The following is a 17,725-nucleotide window of genomic DNA, read 5'->3' on the forward strand; positions in this document are numbered from 1 at the left end:
ACCGGCATTGCCAACCCTGCGCGCCTTGCGTCTCAGCAATCCGACGAAGCGGCAAGGGCCTAACTTCCTTTCAGGATGATGCGGCCCGCACTGCCTGAGGCTGTGGTGCTGGCGGAGCCGGCTCCGCCGCGATCCGAGTCCCCCGAGTTTCCCGGAGTCGCGCCCGAGGCGGCGGTCAACACGCCGGACGTGACGTCACTCGACGAAACGTAGCCGGAACCGCCGCCTCCGGCGCTCGAGCTCGTTACGGTGAAGCTGATGTCGTCGTCCCAATAGGCGACGTTCGCGCCACCAAAGCCGCCATAGTAGCCGCCGCCGCCGCCGCCCGCTTGGCCTATAGTGCTAGTAGATGCGGCAGAACCCGCAAACTGCGCTGCGCCCGTCGTTTGCGTACCACCAGCGCCACCGGTCGTATGGCCATCGGGCGGGCTTGCGCCGGCGCTCCCCGAGGCGCCGCCGCCGGCGCCCCCGCCGCCCACTCCGGCGTAGCTGCCGTCGCCACCCCCACCCGCGCCGGCGATCAAGACGGCGGCGCCAGAGCTCTTACGAAGGCCCGTGAAGCCCCCGCCGCCGCCGCCATACCCCGGGAATTCCCAGCTGCCACTGCTGCCGCCGCCGCCGCCCGGCGCGCCGCCCGCGCCGCCTCCGGCGCCGTTGGTGCCGCCCGCGCCAACATCGATCCGATAGGCGACCCCCGCTTGAAGCTGGATCGTACCGGCCGCATAGCCGCCACCGCCGCCAGCTCCGGCATTGGAGGCGGCGCCGCCGCCCGCGCCCCAAGCCTTGGCTTGTACCGAAAAGGTGTTTTGCGGCGTGATCGTCCAGGTCCCGGAAGTCCCCAGATTCAAGGGGCCGTTCACGTCAATGTTCCAAGTAGTGACGCCGCCGACTGCGGGGCTGATCGTGAAGGTTCGGGCGGGCGTGACGGTTACGTTGACGCTTGCCGAAGCACTTCCGCCTTGGCCATCGGAAATCGAATAGTTGAAGGTGTCTGACCCACTGTAGCCGGCGCTGGGGGTATACGTGATTGAAGCGCCCGCGCCGGTGATCGCGGCCGTCCCGTGCGGGGGCACGGTCACGGTTGCGACCGTCAGAGGATCGCCATCGGCGTCCATATCATTGGTGCGCGGGTCGAAGGTGAATGCAACGCCGGCGACCGCGGTGATGTTGTCATTGGCTGCGACAGGCGCATGGTTGGTGATGACGCTTACCGCCGCCCCAGCCATGCCCCCGCGTGCATCGCGCACTGTGTAGTTGAAGCCGTCCGGCCCGATATAGCCGGCTAACGGGGTGTAGGTGATCTGCGTCCCACCGCCGCCGATGACAGCAGTGCCGTGGGTCGGCGAAGTTACCGAATATACGGTCAGTGCGTCGCCATCTGGATCGCTATCGTTGATCCTCGGGTCGAAGGTGACAGCACTGCCGCGAGCGACGATAACGTCGTTGACGGCGACCGGCATGCTATTGCGCGTGAAGGTCCCGTTGGCGGTGAAGGTGTGGATTGTATAGCCACCCGCCTGGGTGATCGTGCCGCCGACGGCCGTCATCGTCCCGGTCGGGTAGCGGATAATCACAACGCCGCCAGTGCCCGCACTAGATGCGACATAGTAGCTGGCCCCATGCCCTCCTATCCCGAACCCGCTATTGGACGCGCTGCCGACGCTTAGGCCCGCGTAGTAGGCGGAGGTCCCAGTGATGCCGCTCGCCAGCCCAGACCCAGCGTTGTTTGTCGTGCCCGCCGAGCCCGCGCCGCCGCCGGCGCCGGTAACGCCAGCTCCAGAGCCGGCACCGCCATCGTTCCCTTGGCCCGGGATTCCGCGACCTGCCAACGTGACCTGTCCCACAGACGATCTGGCACCGGCACCGCCGCCGGATCCGCCATCGAGTCCGCTGCCTCCATAGCTGCCGCCGCCACCCCCGCCTGAGACAGCCAATGATCCGCCGAGCGACGAACTCCCGCCGTTTCCGCTGTCGATGGTGCCGCCGGCGCCAACCACAACGGAGAACGACGTGACACCGTCCGTCAGGGTGAAGGACCCGGTCTTCATACCACCGGCCCCGCCGCCGCCGGCGGCTTGATTGACGACCCCTGTGGCGGCATCGCCGCCGCCGCCGCCGCCGCCGCCGACCATGAGATAGTCGATCGCCGAATTGACGCGGATCGTCGCAGTGCCCGTGCCGCCCTGACCATCTGAGATGGTGTAGGTGAAACTATCCTGCCCAACGTAGCCGGAGATTGGCGTGTAGGAGACCGCCGCGCCGCCGGTGACTACCGAAGCTGTGCCGTGCGTCGGCTGCGTGACAGAGATCACCGTCAGCGGATCGCCGTCGACGTCGCTGTCGTTGGTGCGGGGGTCGAAGGACACGGCGGCAGTGGCCGCCACTGTGTCATCCACCGCGACGGGGGCGGTGTTCGGATAGACGGTGACGAAAACGCCGGCGGTCGTTGCGCCACCGTGGCCATCGCTCACCGTGTAGGTGAAGGTGTCGGGGCCGATGTAGCCGCCGGTCGGCGTATAGGTGATCGACGTTCCGCCGCTTGCAATCGTTGCGACGCCGTTCGCCGGCGCCGTGATGGCGCTGATGGTGAGTGGATTGAGCTCGATGTCGCTATCGGCAGTCCGCGGATCGAAGGTCACCGCGTGGTTCACCCGGACAGATTCGTTGGCATTGGCCGCCGTGGGTGCGGTGTTGGTGGGCGCCGTCACGGCGACCGTGATGGTGGCGCTGGCGGTCCCGCCGCGTCCGTCGCTGATCGCGTAGGTGAAGCTGTCTGTGCCCACATAGTTCGGCGTCGGGGTGTAGGTCACCGAGGCGCCGCCATTCAGCGTCGCCGTCCCGTGGGCCGCAGGCCCGATTGTTGTGATTGTCAGTGTGTCGCCGTTCGGATCGTAGTCGTTCTCCCGAGGATCGAAGGTTTTGGCCGCCAGCCAAGTCGTACTCACTGAGTCATTGTAGGCGACCGGGGCCGTGTTCGAGTTGCTGACGCCCACAAGGATCACCTCACCCGGCGCCCCCGCGGCTCCGGAGCTGGCGGCGCCGCCGCTTGCTGCCCCACCACGGTCCGGATCGGCGCCATTTGCGGGCGCCGACGCATTGCCCGCCGCCAACACAGCTGACGTCACGTCGGACGAGAGCGCATAGCCCGACCCACCGCCGCCTCCGGTGCCATCTCCCTGCCCATCGCCACCACCACCGCCGCCGCCGTAGTAGCCGCCGCCGCCACCACCCGCCGCCCCGCCGCCGTTGCCGGCCATGAAAGGGCTTCCGCCGCTCGTCTGCGTCCCTGCCGTCCCACCGGCGTAGTAGGGGAAATTCGGGTTGTTGATGAGACCCAAGCTCCCACCGGGCTGCCCGCTCAATCCGCCACCCGCGCCACCGCCAGCGCTCCCGCCGCCGCCGCCGCCGCCTGCGATCAGAACTGCAGCGTTGGAGAGACTCTTGCGGAGGCCGGAGAAGCCGCCACCCCCGCCGCCGAAGGATTGATTTTGGTAGACTCCGCCGGAGCCGCCGCCAGGCGCACCCCCTGATTGGATTGTCGCCACGCCGCCGCCAATCCCGACATCCAGGCGATAGGCCACATTGGCCTGGAACTGCACTAGGCCGCCGGCGTATCCGCCCCCGCCACCGGCCGAATTCGTCCAACCCGCGCCGCCGGCGCCCCAAGCCTTGGCCTGCGCCACGAAATTCGCCTGCGGCGTCAAGGTCCAGGTCCCGGCGGTCGGCAGGCTCAGCGTTCCGTCGATGTCTAGATTCCAGGTGGTCTTGCCGTTGACGGCGGGACTGATCGTGAAGACGCGCACCTCGGGCGCGACGGTGACATGGACTGTGGCTGTGGCCGTTCCGTCCTGACCATCGCTGATCGTGTAGGTGAAGCTGTCTGCCCCGGTGAAGCCGGGATTGGCGGTGTAAGTGACCGTCCCATCCGGATTCAGATGGGTCAGACTGTTGGGCGAGGTCCCCAAAAACGTGATGCTGAGCGCATCGCCTTCGGGGTCGGTATCGTTGAGCCGCGGATCGAAGGTCAACGGCCAGCCTGCAGACGCGGAGATAGCGTCATCGACAGCCGTTGGAGCGGAATTGCTGCGAACCGTCACTGAGACGGTCCCGATCGCGGTTCCGCCGCGACCGTCGCTGACGATGTAGGTGAAGCTGTCCGCGCCCAGGTACCCGGCGTTGGGCGTGTAGGTCACGCTGGTTCCATCAGCCGCCGCGGAGGCGACACCATTGGCTGGAGCGCTGACCGAAAGGACAAATAGCGGATCGCCGTCCGGATCGGAGTCGTTGACGCGCGGATCGAAGGTTCGCGAGAAGCCGGGCCGGACGTTGATCACATCGTTGGCCGCGAACGGCGCACGATTGGTCGGCACCGTCACAGCGGTGGTGGCGGTGAAGGTGTGAATGGTATAGCCGCCGACTTGAGTAACCGTCCCGCCGTAGGGCCGCGCCGGTCCTTGGTAGCGAAGGATGATCACGCCCGAGCCGCCGGCGCCGCCTTCTCCCTGGATTCCGGCGCCTGCATCGTAGCCGGGCGACCCGCCGCCGCCACCGCGGTTCGGCGGCGCGCTCGGAACGTCGTAAGTCGGCGCCGATCCGCCCGCTTGGGCGCTCGAGTCGCCGGCGGCCCCGGCGTATTCAGCGTGGTAGCCCGTCACGTCCGTATAGGAGAAGGCGCCGGCGCCGCCGCCCGCGGCGTAGGTCGTGGTGGTCCCCGAAATGCTGCTGCTGATTCCGGGCCCGCCGCCTCCGCCTTGGCCCGGCGCCGTGGCTTGGTTTCCGGGCGCCTCCGGGATACTCGCGCGGCCCGGACCACCGGCCCCGCCGCCGCCGCCATATGAGCCTTGGGCGGTCAGGCTATTGGCCGTACCCGCGCCGCCGGGATAACCTTGTCCGGGCGTGCCCGCGCCTCCGGGGCCGCCCGGGCCGCCCGCGCCCGACCCACCCGCCTGGCCACCGGCCCCGCCGCCGATTGCGGTGATCAACGTGCCGACTGAGGAATTGCCGCCATTGGTCCCGCCGGCGCCGCCGGCGCCCACGGTCATGGTGTAGGTCGCTGGCGGCAACAGCATGACCCCGCTCCGCACGCCGCCGCCGCCGCCGCCGCCGCCGGTCAGCACGTTGGTTCCATAGGGATTGTAGACGCCGCCAGCGCCGCCGCCGGCGACGACCAGATACTCGACAGCGTCAGGGGAGACCGTGATGGTGACCGTGGCCTGAGCGGTCCCACCCTGTCCGTCGCTGATCTCGTAGGTGAGGCTGTCCGGCCCTGTGTAGCCGGCGGCCGGCGTGTAGATGATCGCCAAGCCCGCCTGGAGCGCAGCGGTGCCATGGCTTGGCGTCCCGATCGCGATGATGGTCAGCGGGTCGTTGTCTGGATCACTGTCATTGACCCGAGGATCGAAGGTGAAGGGTCCGCCTGCTGGCACAGTGACGACGTCGTCCACCGCGACGGGCGGCAGGTTGAGCCGATCGGTAACCGAGACGGTGGCGGTCGCTGAGCCGCCTTGGCCGTCGGAGATCGTGTAGCTGAAACTGTCAGGGCCGAGATACCCAGCCTGGTCGGTATAGGTGACGCTCGTTCCACCATTGATGGTCACGGTCCCGTGGCCCGCGGGCCCCACCGCAACAATCGTCAGCGGATCGCCGTTGGCGTCGCTGTCATTGGTCCTCGGATCGAATGTCACCGGTAGGCCGGGCCGGGCCGAGATGGCGTCAGGGTTGGCGACTGGCGGAATATCCGAGGCGACCGCGATGTGGATGACCGCGCTCGACGTCCTGCCGCTTGGATTCTGCACGGTATATTTCAGGTATTCGTCACCCGCCCAGTACTGCCAGGGCGTGTAGGTGATCGCGCCAGTGACAGGGTCTTTCGAAATCGTGTTCTGGGGTACGGCTGGTTGATCGAGGCTGATGATCTGCAGCGGCTGCCCGTAAGTATCTAGAGCGAAGTTGAGCGGGTTGAAGGTGATGGTGTGTCCAGGCGCGGTCTTCTCTTCCATTGCGACCGCAAAAGGATAGTCGGTCCCCGACTCGGTAGAGCCGGGATTGATCGCGAAATTCACCGTGCCCATGACCGTGGCGCCGGTGGCGTCTTGGGCCGTGTAGGTGAGCTGGTCTGAGCTGACCCCGCTAGCAGGGGCGGTGTAGTTCACGGTCACCGCGTCCGGCATGTAGACGACGCCGCCGCCGGCGGTCGACGTCGCGAGCGGTAAGAGGCTCAGGGGTGCGGAGCCGCCGACCACATTGTCGAGGGGATGGAAGGTCACCAATCCACCGGGAGCGAGTGTGAAACCGACGGCGGAGGCGGTCATCGGCCCGCCGCTGGGCGCTCTCGGCGGACGGGGTCCACTGAAGAAGCGGAACTCCCCAAGCCCCAATTGGCCGGACGCGGTGCGGCGGATTCGCCAGTACTGCGCCGTGATACCGCCGATGTTGATGGTCAGGTAGGCGTTGGCCTGCACAGTGCTGATGGTTGCCGCGTAGACCCAGTTGGTGCCGTCGAAATACTCGATCACCGAACTGTTGGTGTTATCCGCGCCAATGCCCGAGGCCGTGAGACTCGCGGCAGCGATGTCGATGGAGCCGACCGGCTGGGCGGACCCCAGATCGGCCTTGATCCAGGCCGCTGTCTCCGATTGCGTGACAAAGACGGTGTTCGCCGCCGCCACGCGACCGTCCGCCATACCGGTCGGCGTCAGCCCTGTCCCGAGGCCGCTGTCGGAGGAGGGCGTGAAGCTGCTGACGGCCAGCTCACGGACACCGTCCAGGCTGTTGGCGATGTCGGTCCGGTTTCCGGCCGGATCGTAGCTGTAGTAGATCGACCGCTGGGTGATCTGCTCGGTCGTGTCCTGTTTTTTGACGAGCCGACCTAGGGCGTCGTAGGCGTAGGACGTGCTGGTCTGAGCTACCGCGCCGGAGGGCGTCAGCACCAGCAGCACGGCAGCGAGCCGCAGCCATCGTCCAACACGGGACGCGATCACCCCCACTCAGCGCCCCCCAGCTTCATGGCTAAGCTTGTACTCGCGCTACAATCCGCAATGGTGGTGAAAACGCAAGGCTCATCTTTGGCGTGAGTCTCGTAATAGTTGCGGGCGCGATCGACGGCCTGGGGAGCCCGGCCCTCAACGCGCTCTATCCAGCTGCGTTTTGGGGCGACTGGAATTCTAGGCGATAGAGCCGTCCGCTGAAGCGTACATCGCCTTCTGGTAGACAAGCGGCTAGCGCGGCCAAGGCGTTGGCCTCGGCTCGCAACCGCGCCTCATTCGCGGGACCAGCCTCCCGCAAAATGCGCGGCGGCGTAGATAGTCTTCCGCGCGCGTCCAGGGTGACCTCCAGCGTGACGGGCACAGAACTGGCCCCGGCCAAACGCGTCCAACAGGGCTCCACCGCGCCCCAGAGACCTCCCGTCGAGCCGGGGGCGCCAGCGTCCGATCCATGGCCTCGACCTCGGGCGCTCGCCGACCGATTTTCGACGGGGGCGATCGACGGCGCTTTTCCGGCGCCCGCGGTCGATGACGTGGCCGATTGCCCAGCCTCGGCGCCCTGTAGTTGCCCAAGCAGTCGGCTCATGGCGGAACGATGCGGGTCGTCGGCGATCTGCACCGGCGGCTGGTCGGCGCCATATTTCGCGAACAGGGGTCGCAGGCCGTCACGCGTCGTCGACGGCGCGCGCAGACTCGACGCCGACACCACGCTGACGGCCATCGGCGGCAAGCCGCCGGCCGCAGCCGGCGCGCCCTCATCGGCGAGCAACTGACCGGACGCTGTTCCCAACAGGGCGACTGCCGCCAACAGATGCAACACCACCGAAATCGAGCCGGCCAGCATAGCGCGCCGTCGATCAGATCCGAGAGGCGCGAACCGAGGTCCCGGAACACTGGTCGGCGATAACGTCATGCGAGCGTGTAGCCAGCTGGAAACTGCAAGTTGCAGGCCCCTCTCTATATGATACCTATTCAGGCGCAACGCTGGGGGGCGGCGCTTTTGTATCCACACCCAAGGCTTTTAGGACATCTGCTTCGAACCCAGTTCCCCATTGCCCTGTTCGGTCCCGCTCCATGGCGGCGTTCGAGGGCCGGCGGCAAGGTGGCGGAGGCGGGTTACATTGTCGTGGACGCCCTGGTCGCCTTGGTCGTCATCACCTTGACGGTGAGCTTGACCTTGGCGGCGGCGCAGCAGGCCGCCCAGGCCGCGAAGCAAGCGAGAGACATCCGGCAAGCTGACGCGCTGATGCGCGATCTTCTGGTCTCAGGTCCGCGGCGCCTTGAGACGACGACAGGGACCACCGGGACCTTCACTTGGAGTCTGCAGACGCAGCTCACCGGCGCCGAGCAACCCATCTCGGTCTGTCGACGGTATGTCCAGCTAACCTCGACGGCGTCGGCGCGCCACTACTGGGCCTCCACGCTTGAGACCTGCCCGACGGCGGACGCGACATGAACGATGATGGCTACACCTTGGTCGAGACCCTGGTGGCGCTCGCCATCCTCGCGCTTGCCGTGGGTGGCGTGACCTCCGGCCTTAGCGTCTTCGAACGCCAGCAGCAGCGGGTAGCCCGTCAGGTCAGCGACACCCAGGCGCTGCGATCAGTCCAGGCGAGTCTCGAGCGGCTTCTTGCGACGCAGGGCCCCGATCGCTCTGACCAGCCGACCCAGCTGGCGGGTTCCGAGACCAGTCTGCAGTTCAACTGTGGTGGGGGGCAGCCGTGCCAAGCCCAGCTTATCGCGCCGGCCGCGCCAGCGAGCCTGGCGTTGCAGCTGAGCGACAACGGACAGGTTCGACAGCTCGCGCTCAACACCACAGGCCCAGCCCACTTCAGTTACGAGAGCGAGCTCGGCGTCAGCACGACCTGGCCGCCGCCCGGCAACGTGCGCCAGCACCTTCGGACAATCGCGATCATCCGCGATGGCGACGGGGCGCCTGCGAGCTTGGTGCGGGCGCGCCTGTGGCAGGAAGAACCCGTCACCTGCGTCTTCGATGTTGTGTCCGGGGATTGCCGCTGATGGCCAGTGCCGCATTCAAGGAATTCCCCGAAACAGAAGGTCCAGAGCCGGTGGCGCCGATGGTGTTCGTGCGCACCATCGCCGTGCCTGCCGGTCTTCCATGGGATCAAGCCCGCGCGGCTCAGCTTGAGGCGCGCCACGGCGCACCCCTGCCAATCCCCGAGGTGATGCATCGGCTGCGACGGCTCGAGACCTGGGGGCCGGGTCGGCCGGGCCGCTATGCGGTGTTCTATGTGCGACGGCGGGACTACACTGGCCCCTTCGAGACCGTCGAGGAGGTCGACGGTCAATCCGTGCGGGTGGCGTTCGGGGGGGGGGCGCGCACATCGAGTGACACGCTTCCGCGCCTCCAGCGCCTCGTATTTCTCGGTCTCGGCGCCATCGCTCTCCTGCTGGCGGTAGGTTACGCCACCGGCGAGGTCATCAACACGCGGAACCAGGCGGCGCAGCGGCTCGACCTCCTGGAACACAATGTTGCGGCCAAGTTGCGAGCCGGGCGCCGGCTGGAGGCTGACCATCTGCGGCTTCTGGCGCTGACCCAAAGTCATCCCGACGCAGCGATCCCACAGGAGGTGGTGGATGACATCGCCTGGGTGGCGCAGGCCAAGGCTCCCGACGCTCGGATCGTGGCGCTTCATTGGGACCGCGGCCTGATCGCAATTGAGGCGCGGGGGGACACCCCGCCCCTGACCTCAGGCGACCGACCGATCACGCGGGGGCCCCACCCGCGGCCCGGGCTGACCTTGTGGGGCGTTGGCCGGCCGCAGCTTCCCCTTGCAACTCAGCGCTCCGAGAATCGCCGATGAGCGTGCGCCCGCTTTCGGCCCTTGAGCTCGCGGGCGGCGCGGCCATTGCGCTCGTCTGCGCGCTCACCGGCGCCGTCGCGCTCATGAGCTTGGCCAAGCCGGGCCACTTCGACACGCGAATGGCGGCGGTGGAACGCGATGCTGGGCTCGCCGCCAAACTGCTTCGCCAACGTACCCCGACGCAAGGCCTGACGGCCGATGCAACCTGTTCGTCGGCCTTGCCGGCGGAGGCCGAACGGTTGCGCGCCCAGCTCTTCGCCTTGGCCTCTGTCTTTCCGCTGCAGAATGTCAGCATCGAGGTTACCCAGGAGCCACAGGCGCGGCTCGGGGTGTTGGCGCCGCTTCGCCTGCGCCTTTCCGGCGCTGGGTCTTACGAGGCAGCACTGACAGCTTTGGGGCGATTGGGGGCGGTGCGCCCGCTGGTGTTCATCGACTCGGTCGACCTCTCGTCAAAGACCTCCTTCGTCACCTTCAGCATCTCAGGTCGTGTGTTTTGCTCCGCCTCTCGCTAACGCCCATCGCCATCGTCGGCGGTCTCGTCGCCGGGTTCCTCGCCTGGCTCGCCGGCGGCGGTCCGTCGGCCGCCGACGCGCGGCTCGGTCCGATCGAGGATCAGGTCGCAGCGCTTCGCGCCCCCTCAATGACGGTCGCCCCGGCCCGTGCCGTGGACGTGGCCGCCCTGACCGCCGAACCGATCTTCTTCCTGACCACCGGACCCGGCGCGGTCCCGCCGCCCGCCTTGCGGCTGGACGGCCTGGTCCGCTCCCGCACGCGCATCGCGGGCTTGCTGTCGATCAACGATCACCCGGCCGAGTGGATGATGCTGGGCGAAACGCGGGATGGCATCACTTTACAGGCGGTGGGGAACTCGAAGGTCGTGGTCGACACCATCTACGGCCCGGTCGAGATTGGCCTCGGCCAGCGATTGGGCAATGACCCAGCTAGCCCCACGTCGGGGCCGACTCCGCCGGCCTCTCCCACGCCGCCTTCCGCGGCCCTATCGGCGCCAAATCCGCCGCTCACCCCTGCGCCGCAACTGGACGGTATTCCGCCCGGATTTCGCCGGCCGCCGCCGCCGGCCAGCGCCCCGAGGCGGCCATGATGCGACCGTCGCGTCGCGGGGACCGCGGCGCGCCCCGCTCATGCCTCTCAGGATTCGCAGCCGGGGCTGCGGCCGTCCTCATGCTCGCCGGAGCCGCGTCGGCGGCGCCGCCGCATCGCGAAGCTCCGATCGCCGAACCCAGGCACGGCGGCAAGGTAGGGGCCGCGGATGCCTACACCTTTGCGTTCCAAGACGCAGAGATCACCCAGGTGGTGCAGGAAGTCCTTGGCGCCACAGGCACGGCGTTCTCCATCGACCCGGCGGTCAGCGGGCGGATGTCGTTCCGCATCGAGCAGACGCTGACGCGCGAGCAACTGTTGGCCGCGTTCGAAGCCGTGCTTGAGACCAACGGCATTGCCCTGGTGCACAACGGCGACGTGCTCCTCGTCACCCCCCAGGCCAAAGCTAAATCCGCCGCGGTGATCCGCCGTCGCGATCAGGCGGCGACCTCGGCGGGCTATGAGATCGTGGCTGTTCCTCTGGCCTACGCGCAGCCGAGTGAGGTCGCCAAGGCTCTAGAGGCGATCTCCAACGCCAACGGCGTGGTCTACACGAGCGACAAGCTCGGCCTGTTGCTCTTGGGCGGCACTGGTGGCCAGCTGAAGACGACCATGGAGACGCTGAAGATCTTCGATCAGAGCGCTTTCGAAGACAGCAAGATCCGCTGGTTCGAGCTGACGCAGACGCAGGCGATGACGGTCGCCCCGGAACTCGAGCATATCATTCAAGGCGCCGGGCTCGTGGGCGTGAGCGTCGTGCCTCTGCGCAGGCTGAATGGCCTGATCATCTTCAGCCGCTCCGGAGAAGCTCTCACGGAGATGGCGAAGTGGGTGGCGCGCCTGGACACGCCGGGCAAAGAGTCGGCGACAGCCATGTGGATCTACCGGCCGAAGGCCACTTCGGCCGACGCCCTCGCCAAGACCCTCAACAGCGTCCTCGGCCTGCAAGGCGCCGTCGATACAGGCTCAAGTCGAGGTCAGTCCGGCGCGACGACATCCAACTTTCAAGGTGGCTTCAACTTCAATTCAGGTCTGCAAGGCGCGCCGCCCAGGGAGGCCGCCCAGGCTCCGCCGCCGGCGCCGTCGACTCCCGCTGTGTCTAGCGGCGCTGGGGGCGCGGGCGACGATCCCGCGCGCATTGGCGTCGATAGGGACACCAACACCCTGATCATCTTCGCGTCGTCCGGACGATGGCTGCAGATTCAGCGGATCCTCACCGAGATCGACCGCACGCCGGCTCAGATTCTGATCGAAGCTTCAATTCTGGAAGTCACGCTGAGCAAGGACTTCGAGTTCGGCGTCGACTGGTCGGTGCTGTCCAACGACACCAAGGTAAGCTCGATCAACAACGCCAACGGAACCATCGGCCCGAGCTCACCCGGGATTTCGGTGACCTTCCTCAACAACAACATCAACGCCGCCGTCCACGCCCTGGGATCGCGCACCGCCGTCGAGGTGGTCTCGGCGCCGAAGATCATCGCCCTCGATGGGCGTACCGCGCACCTGGAGGTCGGCGATCAGGTGCCGGTCGTCACCCAAGCGTCGCAGTCGACCTCGGCGGCCGGGGCGCCGGTGGTAAGTTCGGTCGATTACCGCAGCACCGGTGTCATCCTGACGGTCACGCCGCGGGTCAGCGGTGATGGGCAGCTGACCCTGGAGGTCAGCCAGGAAGTCAGCTCAGTCGCCCAGACCACCAGTTCCGGAATCGATTCTCCAACCATCCAGCAGCGCCGCTTCGAAAGTGCTTTAGTGATGCACGAGGGCAGCGTTGTCGCATTGGGCGGCCTCATCAGCTCGACGCGCAACGATGGGGACAGCGGTATCCCCTACTTGAAGGATGTTCCGCTCGTGGGGTCACTCTTCAAGTCACAGTCCCACACCCAGGACCGAAGCGAGCTGATCGTCTTGCTCACGGCCCGCATCCTCCGCGACGCGCCGGCCAGCGACAAAGCCATGGCCGACTTGGAAGGTGACATGCATGAGCTGCAGAGCCGTGGTCTCATCCCCACCCGAAAGTAGCGAGGCAGGGTTCGCCACGCCGGCGGCTCTGGTCTTTTGCCTGGCGCTCACTCTGTTGGGGTCGGCCCTGGTGCTGCGCAGCCTCGATCAGCTGACGCTGACCAAGGCCGAACTCGAGCGCTCGCGCCAGGAATACGCCCTCGACGGGGCCCATCTCCAGGCCGTCGCTGCCATTATTCGGAGCGGCGCGCCGGGGCCTTTCGCCTGGAGCCTAAGCACCGACTTCGGTTGGATGCAGATCACCGCTGAGCCCGAGGTCGACAAGCTGACCTTGAGCGCCGCCGCGGCCCTGCCAGCGACCACGCTCGCGCAGTTTGGCGTGGCTGCGCCGGCGACCCTCGCCGCGGCTCTTGCCCGGCCCGACGTGGCCTCGGGCGCGACCGCGGTCGGCGATCTCGACCCTGCGCCCCTCTGGCGGACCTGTGGCCCGAGCCTGACCTCGCCGCTCGGGCAAGAAGCGCAGTTTGCCTACGTTTCGCGCCAGGCGCCGCAGGACGGCGGGACGCCGGCCTGGCACATCGGAGAGGCGTGGAGGATCACCGCTACAACCGATGCGGGTTGGCGAGACGACAGGATCGTGAGATTTACAGGTGACGCGCGGCATCCCGCCGCGGTGGTCACGCGACGGCTATCCCGGGGGGGACTTCAGATATGCGACGGCCTGCTGGCGGCGCTTCCAAGCGCCTGAAAAAGGACGAAGGCTATACCCTCACCGAAATGATGGTCGTGCTGGCCATCATCGCGCTCTTGGTCGCGGTGCTCACGCCTGGCATCATCGGACAGCTCGGGCGTGCCCGCGCGAAGACAGCTCAAATGCAGCTCGATTCCGTCGCCTCGTCCGTCGAGATGTTCCATTCTGACGTCGGGCGTTATCCAAGTTCCGGTGAAGGTTTGCAGAGTCTTCTCGCTCAACCGGCCGGCGCCGACGGCTGGACTGGACCCTATCTCAAAAGCACTCAGCTTCTGAATGACCCCTGGGGCCGTCCCGTGCAGTACACGGTCTCGCCCGACGGCCAATCGTTCACAGTCACCAGCCTTGGACGTGACGGCGCCCCGGGCGGGACCGGGCTCGATAAGGATCTCACAGCCCCGGCCAGCCAATGACCGCGAACGGCGGCCTGCTTGCCTTGGCCGCCGTCAGCGGTCTCGCCTTGGGCAGCTATGCCGTCACCGCCGGCGTGCGCCTGAGCCGAGCCGAAACCTCCCACGCTGGACGCTCCCACTGTGATTACTGCGATGCGCCGCTGAGCTACCTGCAGACCGTTCCGGTGATTTCCTACCTGCGCGCCGGCGGCATTTGCGCGGTTTGCGGCGCGCGGATCGATCCGATTCATCTGGCGGGCGAGCTCGCGGGCGCCACAGTGCTCGTTACGGCGATTGCGACAGGCGCGCCGCTGCGCGCAGCGCTCATGGCGATCATCGGCCTATGCCTGGTGGCCGAGGTGGCGGTGGACGCCAAGGTCCAACGTCTGCCCAACCGCCTGACGTTGGCGGTGGCGCTCGGCGGCGCGACGCTTTCGGCGCTCTCTGGGTGGATGGCGCTCGGCATGGGGCTGCTCGCCGCCCTCGCCAGCGGCGCCATATTGCTGCAGCTCCGCCGAAGCTTCGCACGCCGGCGCGGTGATCCAGGCCTGGGGCTGGGCGACGTCAAGCTGATCTCGGCGCTGGCGCTGTGGCTTGGCGTTGCGACCCCGCTCATGGTGTTGGGCGCTGCGGTGTTGGGCTTGGCCGCATCGCTGTTGGTTCGCCCGGCCCGCCAGCGAACGCCCTTCGGGCCGATGATCGCGGCCTCAGGTTGGGCCCTTGGCGTGGCGCTTGAACAGGGATGGCGGCCGTGGGCGGTTTAGAGACCGGCTTTGGAGCCGCAGTCCGCCCGCGTCGCGACGCGGTGTTGCAGAAGCTGCAAGACGAGGCTGTCGTCGACGCCTCCGCCATCGCCCGCGCCGAGTTGATCGCCGCCCAGACCAAGCAGCCGGTCGAGCAGGTGCTCAACCAGATGGGCAGCCTTTCGGACGACGATCTGGTGATCGCCTACGCCGACGCCACCGGTTGCCAAGTTTGGGAGCCGCTGCAGGCGCCGGTCGAACGCGATCTGACCTTGGTTGGCGTCTCGGCGGAATTCCTGCGACGGGCGAGGGTGCTGCCCCTACGCCGCGACGGTGGCGATCTCACCTGCGCAGCCTGCGACCCGCTCGACGATGAGGCGTTTGCCGGACTGGTGTTCGCCACCGGCTGCAATCTGACCATCCTGGCGGCGCGTCCTGCAGAGTGGAAGAGGGAGTTCGAGAAGGCGTTCGCGGCGCCGCGCGACCTAAAGATCGCGCCCGATCAGAGGCGCCTTGAGCGCGAACTCGACCTCGTCACCGACAGTTCGGCGGACGGCAGCGGGGCGCGGCTGGTGGCCTCGGCCTTCGAGGCTGCGATCGCGCTGGGCGCTTCGGACATCCATTTCGAGCCGACCCGCAACGATCTGCGCGTGCGGCTGCGGGTCGACGGACGCTTGTTCGAGCACCAGGTGGTGTCGATTGACCTCGCGGCGCCGGCTGTGTCCCGGGTCAAGGTCATCGCCAACCTGAACCTCGGCGAGCGGCGCATGCCGCAAGACGGCCGCACGACCTTCATCGTCCAGGGTAAGCAGATCGATGTGCGCGTCGCGACCTCGCCTACCGTGTTCGGCGAATCTGCGGTCTTGCGAATCCTCGACCGGTCAAGCGTGCCACTTGACCTGGATGCACTAGGGCTTAGCCCGCACGTGTCGCAGGTCTTGCGCCAAGCGGCCAAGGCCGCACACGGCCTATTCCTAGTGACGGGCCCGACGGGCAGCGGCAAGACCACCACGCTCTATGCTTTGCTGGAGACCTTCCGCGATAGCGGCAAGAAGGTGCTGAGCATCGAAGATCCCGTCGAATACCATTTCGAGCACGTCTCTCAGACGCAGGTGGCGCCGCATGTCGGCCTTACCTTTGCGGCCGCCCTGCGCTCCTTTCTGCGGCAGGATCCCGACGTGATCTTGGTGGGTGAGATCCGCGATCCGGAGACGGCGGCCGTCGCGGTTCAAGCCGCGATGACCGGCCACTTCGTGCTGGCCTCGGTCCACGCCAACGATGCGGTCGGCGTCATTGCGCGACTGCGCGATATGGGCGTGGAGCCGTATCAGCTGGTGGCCGGCTTCAAGGGCGCTGTCGCGCAGCGTCTGGTGCGCCGGCTCTGCAAGCGGTGCGCTGAGGCGGCAGCGCCCTCTGACACCGAACGGCTGTTTGCAGAGTCACTTGGTGTCGGCGTGCCGGCGCAGCTTAAGCAGCCCAAGGGATGCCCGGCCTGCAAGGGCACGGGCTTCAAGGGGCGCATCCCGATCGGTGAGGCGTTTCAGGCCGACGACGTCTTGCTGCGCGCGCTGGCTGACCATGTCTCACCGCTCGGCATCCAGGAGATTGCCGGCCGCGCAGGCATGAAGAGCATGGCTGAGGATGGCTACGACAAGGCATTGGCCGGCCTCACGACCCTCGAGGAGGTGGCCACCACTCTGCATGGCTGAGAGTTCGCAGTTCCGCTACTTGGCCGTCGACGCGACAGGCCGACGGATCCGCGGCGCCCTCGACGCCGGGGACGAAGGCGTGGCGTTCGAGACGCTGCGCTCCCGCGGCCTCGCGCCGCTCTCCTTGCGGCGCGCCTCGCGACCTGCCGCGCCGGCCAAGGTCCGCTCTGCGCCAGCCCGCGAAAGCGCCGACTTCCTGGCGAGCCTGGCGGACCTGTTGCGCGCCGGAGCCGACATCCGCACCGCGCTCAACATCCTCGGCGGCCGCTCCGATCGCTCGCCGGTCAAGCCTCTGTCGAAAGCGCTGAGCGATGCGATCTCCAGCGGTGAGGCTCTCGACCGCGCCTTCGCCCAAAGCTTCAAGGGCTCGCAAAGCTTCGTGGCTTCGATGATCGCGGCCGGTGAAGCCTCCGGCGACCTGCCCGGCGGCCTTCAGCGTGCCGCAGAGATCTTCTACGCGCGCATCAAGCTGCGCGATCAGCTGATCTCGGTCCTCTCCTATCCGGCCTTCGTCCTAGTGAGCGCCATCGCCGCCGTCTTCGTCATCCTGCTGTTCATCGTGCCGACCATCGCGCCTCTGGCGCTCGACTCCGGCACCACGCCGCCGCCGGCGCTCGCCATGCTGATCGCGGCCAGCAATTTCCTCAAAGCCAATCTCACGGCGCTGGAGGTGTTGACCCTCGCTTCGGTGGTGCTGCTGGCGATGGCCGGCCGGCTGGGCCTGCTCAATGGCCCGCTGGAGGCCGCGGTGCTGGACGGACCGGCCCGGCGCACGGTCCGTGGCCTGGTGTTCGGGGGGTTCGCCATTTCGCTCGGAACCATGCTGAGCGCCGGCGCGCCCGTGACCGACGCCCTGCGCCTCGCCAACCGCGCGACCATGACGAAAGCGGCGCGCCGGCGCATCGAGCCGATGCTGCAGGCTGTGCGCCAAGGCCAACCCCTGTCGGCCGCACTGGAGACCGCCAAGGGCTTTCCACCCTCCATTGTCCGCCTGGCGGCGGTCGGCGAAGCCTCGAACGCGCTTGGCCCAATGCTGCTGCGGGGCGGCAAGTTGGAGGAGGACGCCGCCATGCGGCGGATCGAGAGCTTCGGCCGCATAGCCGGGCCCGTGTTGATCGTCGTCCTCGGTCTCTTGCTCGGCGCCCTGATGGGCAGCGTGCTCTCCGGCGTCAGCCAGCTTGGCTCATCGGCTCTCAACTAGACCCCACGAAACGCGCGAAGTTATCGCAGGCGCAATTGACGGTTGCGCAAGCTTGGCCTTA

13 protein-coding genes are annotated in these 17,725 nt (G+C 67.5%); 11 read left to right on the forward strand and 2 right to left on the reverse strand.

The features are described from left to right. Nucleotides 1–59 precede the first annotated feature (59 nt). The gene (locus VKQ35_RS19355) at nucleotides 60–6,938 is read right to left on the reverse strand and encodes an Ig-like domain-containing protein (RefSeq protein WP_324364362.1); all 6,879 of its coding nucleotides are present in this window, start codon (nucleotides 6,936–6,938) and stop codon (nucleotides 60–62) included. 193 nt (nucleotides 6,939–7,131) lie between these two features. Continuing rightward, a complete protein-coding gene (locus tag VKQ35_RS19360) occupies nucleotides 7,132–7,827 on the reverse strand; it encodes a hypothetical protein (protein WP_324364363.1) in 696 nt (231 codons plus the stop codon). A 282-nt stretch (nucleotides 7,828–8,109) separates the two neighbouring features. On the opposite strand from VKQ35_RS19360, the gene VKQ35_RS19365 reads away from it, so the two are divergent. The 11 genes from VKQ35_RS19365 to VKQ35_RS19415 all read left to right on the forward strand — a co-directional run bounded on the left by VKQ35_RS19365 (nucleotide 8,110) and on the right by VKQ35_RS19415 (nucleotide 17,664). Continuing rightward, nucleotides 8,110–8,439: a hypothetical protein gene (locus VKQ35_RS19365; RefSeq protein WP_324364364.1), complete on the forward strand. Its 330-nt coding sequence runs from the start codon at nucleotides 8,110–8,112 to the stop codon at nucleotides 8,437–8,439. Further along, entirely contained in the window at nucleotides 8,436–9,002 is a 567-nt protein-coding gene (locus tag VKQ35_RS19370) for a prepilin-type N-terminal cleavage/methylation domain-containing protein (protein WP_324364365.1), read from the forward strand. The genes VKQ35_RS19365 and VKQ35_RS19370 overlap by 4 nt, the downstream gene beginning before the upstream one ends. Continuing rightward, nucleotides 9,002–9,808: a hypothetical protein gene (locus VKQ35_RS19375; protein WP_324364366.1), complete on the forward strand. Its 807-nt coding sequence runs from the start codon at nucleotides 9,002–9,004 to the stop codon at nucleotides 9,806–9,808. Before VKQ35_RS19370 ends, VKQ35_RS19375 begins: the two co-directional genes overlap by 1 nt. Further along, nucleotides 9,805–10,320 carry a hypothetical protein gene (locus tag VKQ35_RS19380; RefSeq protein ID WP_324364367.1) on the forward strand — a complete coding sequence of 172 codons (516 nt, stop codon included), beginning with the start codon at nucleotides 9,805–9,807 and terminating at the stop codon, nucleotides 10,318–10,320. The genes VKQ35_RS19375 and VKQ35_RS19380 overlap by 4 nt, the downstream gene beginning before the upstream one ends. Then, complete coding sequence (locus VKQ35_RS19385; protein ID WP_324364368.1) at nucleotides 10,302–10,910, forward strand: hypothetical protein; 609 nt, start codon at nucleotides 10,302–10,304, stop codon at nucleotides 10,908–10,910. Before VKQ35_RS19380 ends, VKQ35_RS19385 begins: the two co-directional genes overlap by 19 nt. Before the next feature lie 80 nt (nucleotides 10,911–10,990). Further along, the gene (gene gspD / locus VKQ35_RS19390; RefSeq protein ID WP_324364369.1) at nucleotides 10,991–12,928 is read left to right on the forward strand and encodes a type II secretion system secretin GspD; all 1,938 of its coding nucleotides are present in this window, start codon (nucleotides 10,991–10,993) and stop codon (nucleotides 12,926–12,928) included. Nucleotides 12,929–12,998: 70 nt separating this feature from the next. Further along, nucleotides 12,999–13,616, forward strand: coding sequence for a hypothetical protein (locus VKQ35_RS19395; RefSeq protein WP_324364370.1), 618 nt, complete (start codon nucleotides 12,999–13,001; stop codon nucleotides 13,614–13,616). Beyond that, nucleotides 13,580–14,032, forward strand: coding sequence for a type II secretion system major pseudopilin GspG (gspG, locus tag VKQ35_RS19400; RefSeq protein WP_324364371.1), 453 nt, complete (start codon nucleotides 13,580–13,582; stop codon nucleotides 14,030–14,032). The genes VKQ35_RS19395 and gspG overlap by 37 nt, the downstream gene beginning before the upstream one ends. Next, nucleotides 14,029–14,775, forward strand: coding sequence for an A24 family peptidase (locus VKQ35_RS19405; RefSeq protein WP_324364372.1), 747 nt, complete (start codon nucleotides 14,029–14,031; stop codon nucleotides 14,773–14,775). Before gspG ends, VKQ35_RS19405 begins: the two co-directional genes overlap by 4 nt. Then, nucleotides 14,754–16,463 carry a GspE/PulE family protein gene (locus tag VKQ35_RS19410; RefSeq protein ID WP_324364373.1) on the forward strand — a complete coding sequence of 570 codons (1,710 nt, stop codon included), beginning with the start codon at nucleotides 14,754–14,756 and terminating at the stop codon, nucleotides 16,461–16,463. Before VKQ35_RS19405 ends, VKQ35_RS19410 begins: the two co-directional genes overlap by 22 nt. Further along, nucleotides 16,456–17,664, forward strand: coding sequence for a type II secretion system F family protein (locus VKQ35_RS19415; RefSeq protein ID WP_324364374.1), 1,209 nt, complete (start codon nucleotides 16,456–16,458; stop codon nucleotides 17,662–17,664). The genes VKQ35_RS19410 and VKQ35_RS19415 overlap by 8 nt, the downstream gene beginning before the upstream one ends. The last annotated feature ends 61 nt before the right edge of the window (nucleotides 17,665–17,725 follow it).

The sequence above is a fragment of the Phenylobacterium sp. genome, assembly GCF_035309685.1.
Taxonomy (GTDB): Bacteria; Pseudomonadota; Alphaproteobacteria; order Caulobacterales; family Caulobacteraceae; genus Phenylobacterium.

Bases quoted from the DNA above. Each gene is read 5' to 3' on its own strand.
- VKQ35_RS19360 (WP_324364363.1), bottom strand. From the start codon at position 7,827: ATGCTGGCCGGCTCGATTTCGGTGGTGTTGCATCTGTTGGCGGCAGTC.
- VKQ35_RS19380 (WP_324364367.1), top strand. From the start codon at position 9,805: ATGAGCGTGCGCCCGCTTTCGGCCCTTGAGCTCGCGGGCGGCGCGGCC.
- VKQ35_RS19370 (WP_324364365.1), top strand. From the start codon at position 8,436: ATGAACGATGATGGCTACACCTTGGTCGAGACCCTGGTGGCGCTCGCC.
- gspG (WP_324364371.1), top strand. From the start codon at position 13,580: ATGCGACGGCCTGCTGGCGGCGCTTCCAAGCGCCTGAAAAAGGACGAA.
- gspD (WP_324364369.1), top strand. From the start codon at position 10,991: ATGCTCGCCGGAGCCGCGTCGGCGGCGCCGCCGCATCGCGAAGCTCCG.
- VKQ35_RS19405 (WP_324364372.1), top strand. From the start codon at position 14,029: ATGACCGCGAACGGCGGCCTGCTTGCCTTGGCCGCCGTCAGCGGTCTC.
- VKQ35_RS19375 (WP_324364366.1), top strand. From the start codon at position 9,002: ATGGCCAGTGCCGCATTCAAGGAATTCCCCGAAACAGAAGGTCCAGAG.
- VKQ35_RS19415 (WP_324364374.1), top strand. From the start codon at position 16,456: ATGGCTGAGAGTTCGCAGTTCCGCTACTTGGCCGTCGACGCGACAGGC.
- VKQ35_RS19410 (WP_324364373.1), top strand. From the start codon at position 14,754: ATGGCGGCCGTGGGCGGTTTAGAGACCGGCTTTGGAGCCGCAGTCCGC.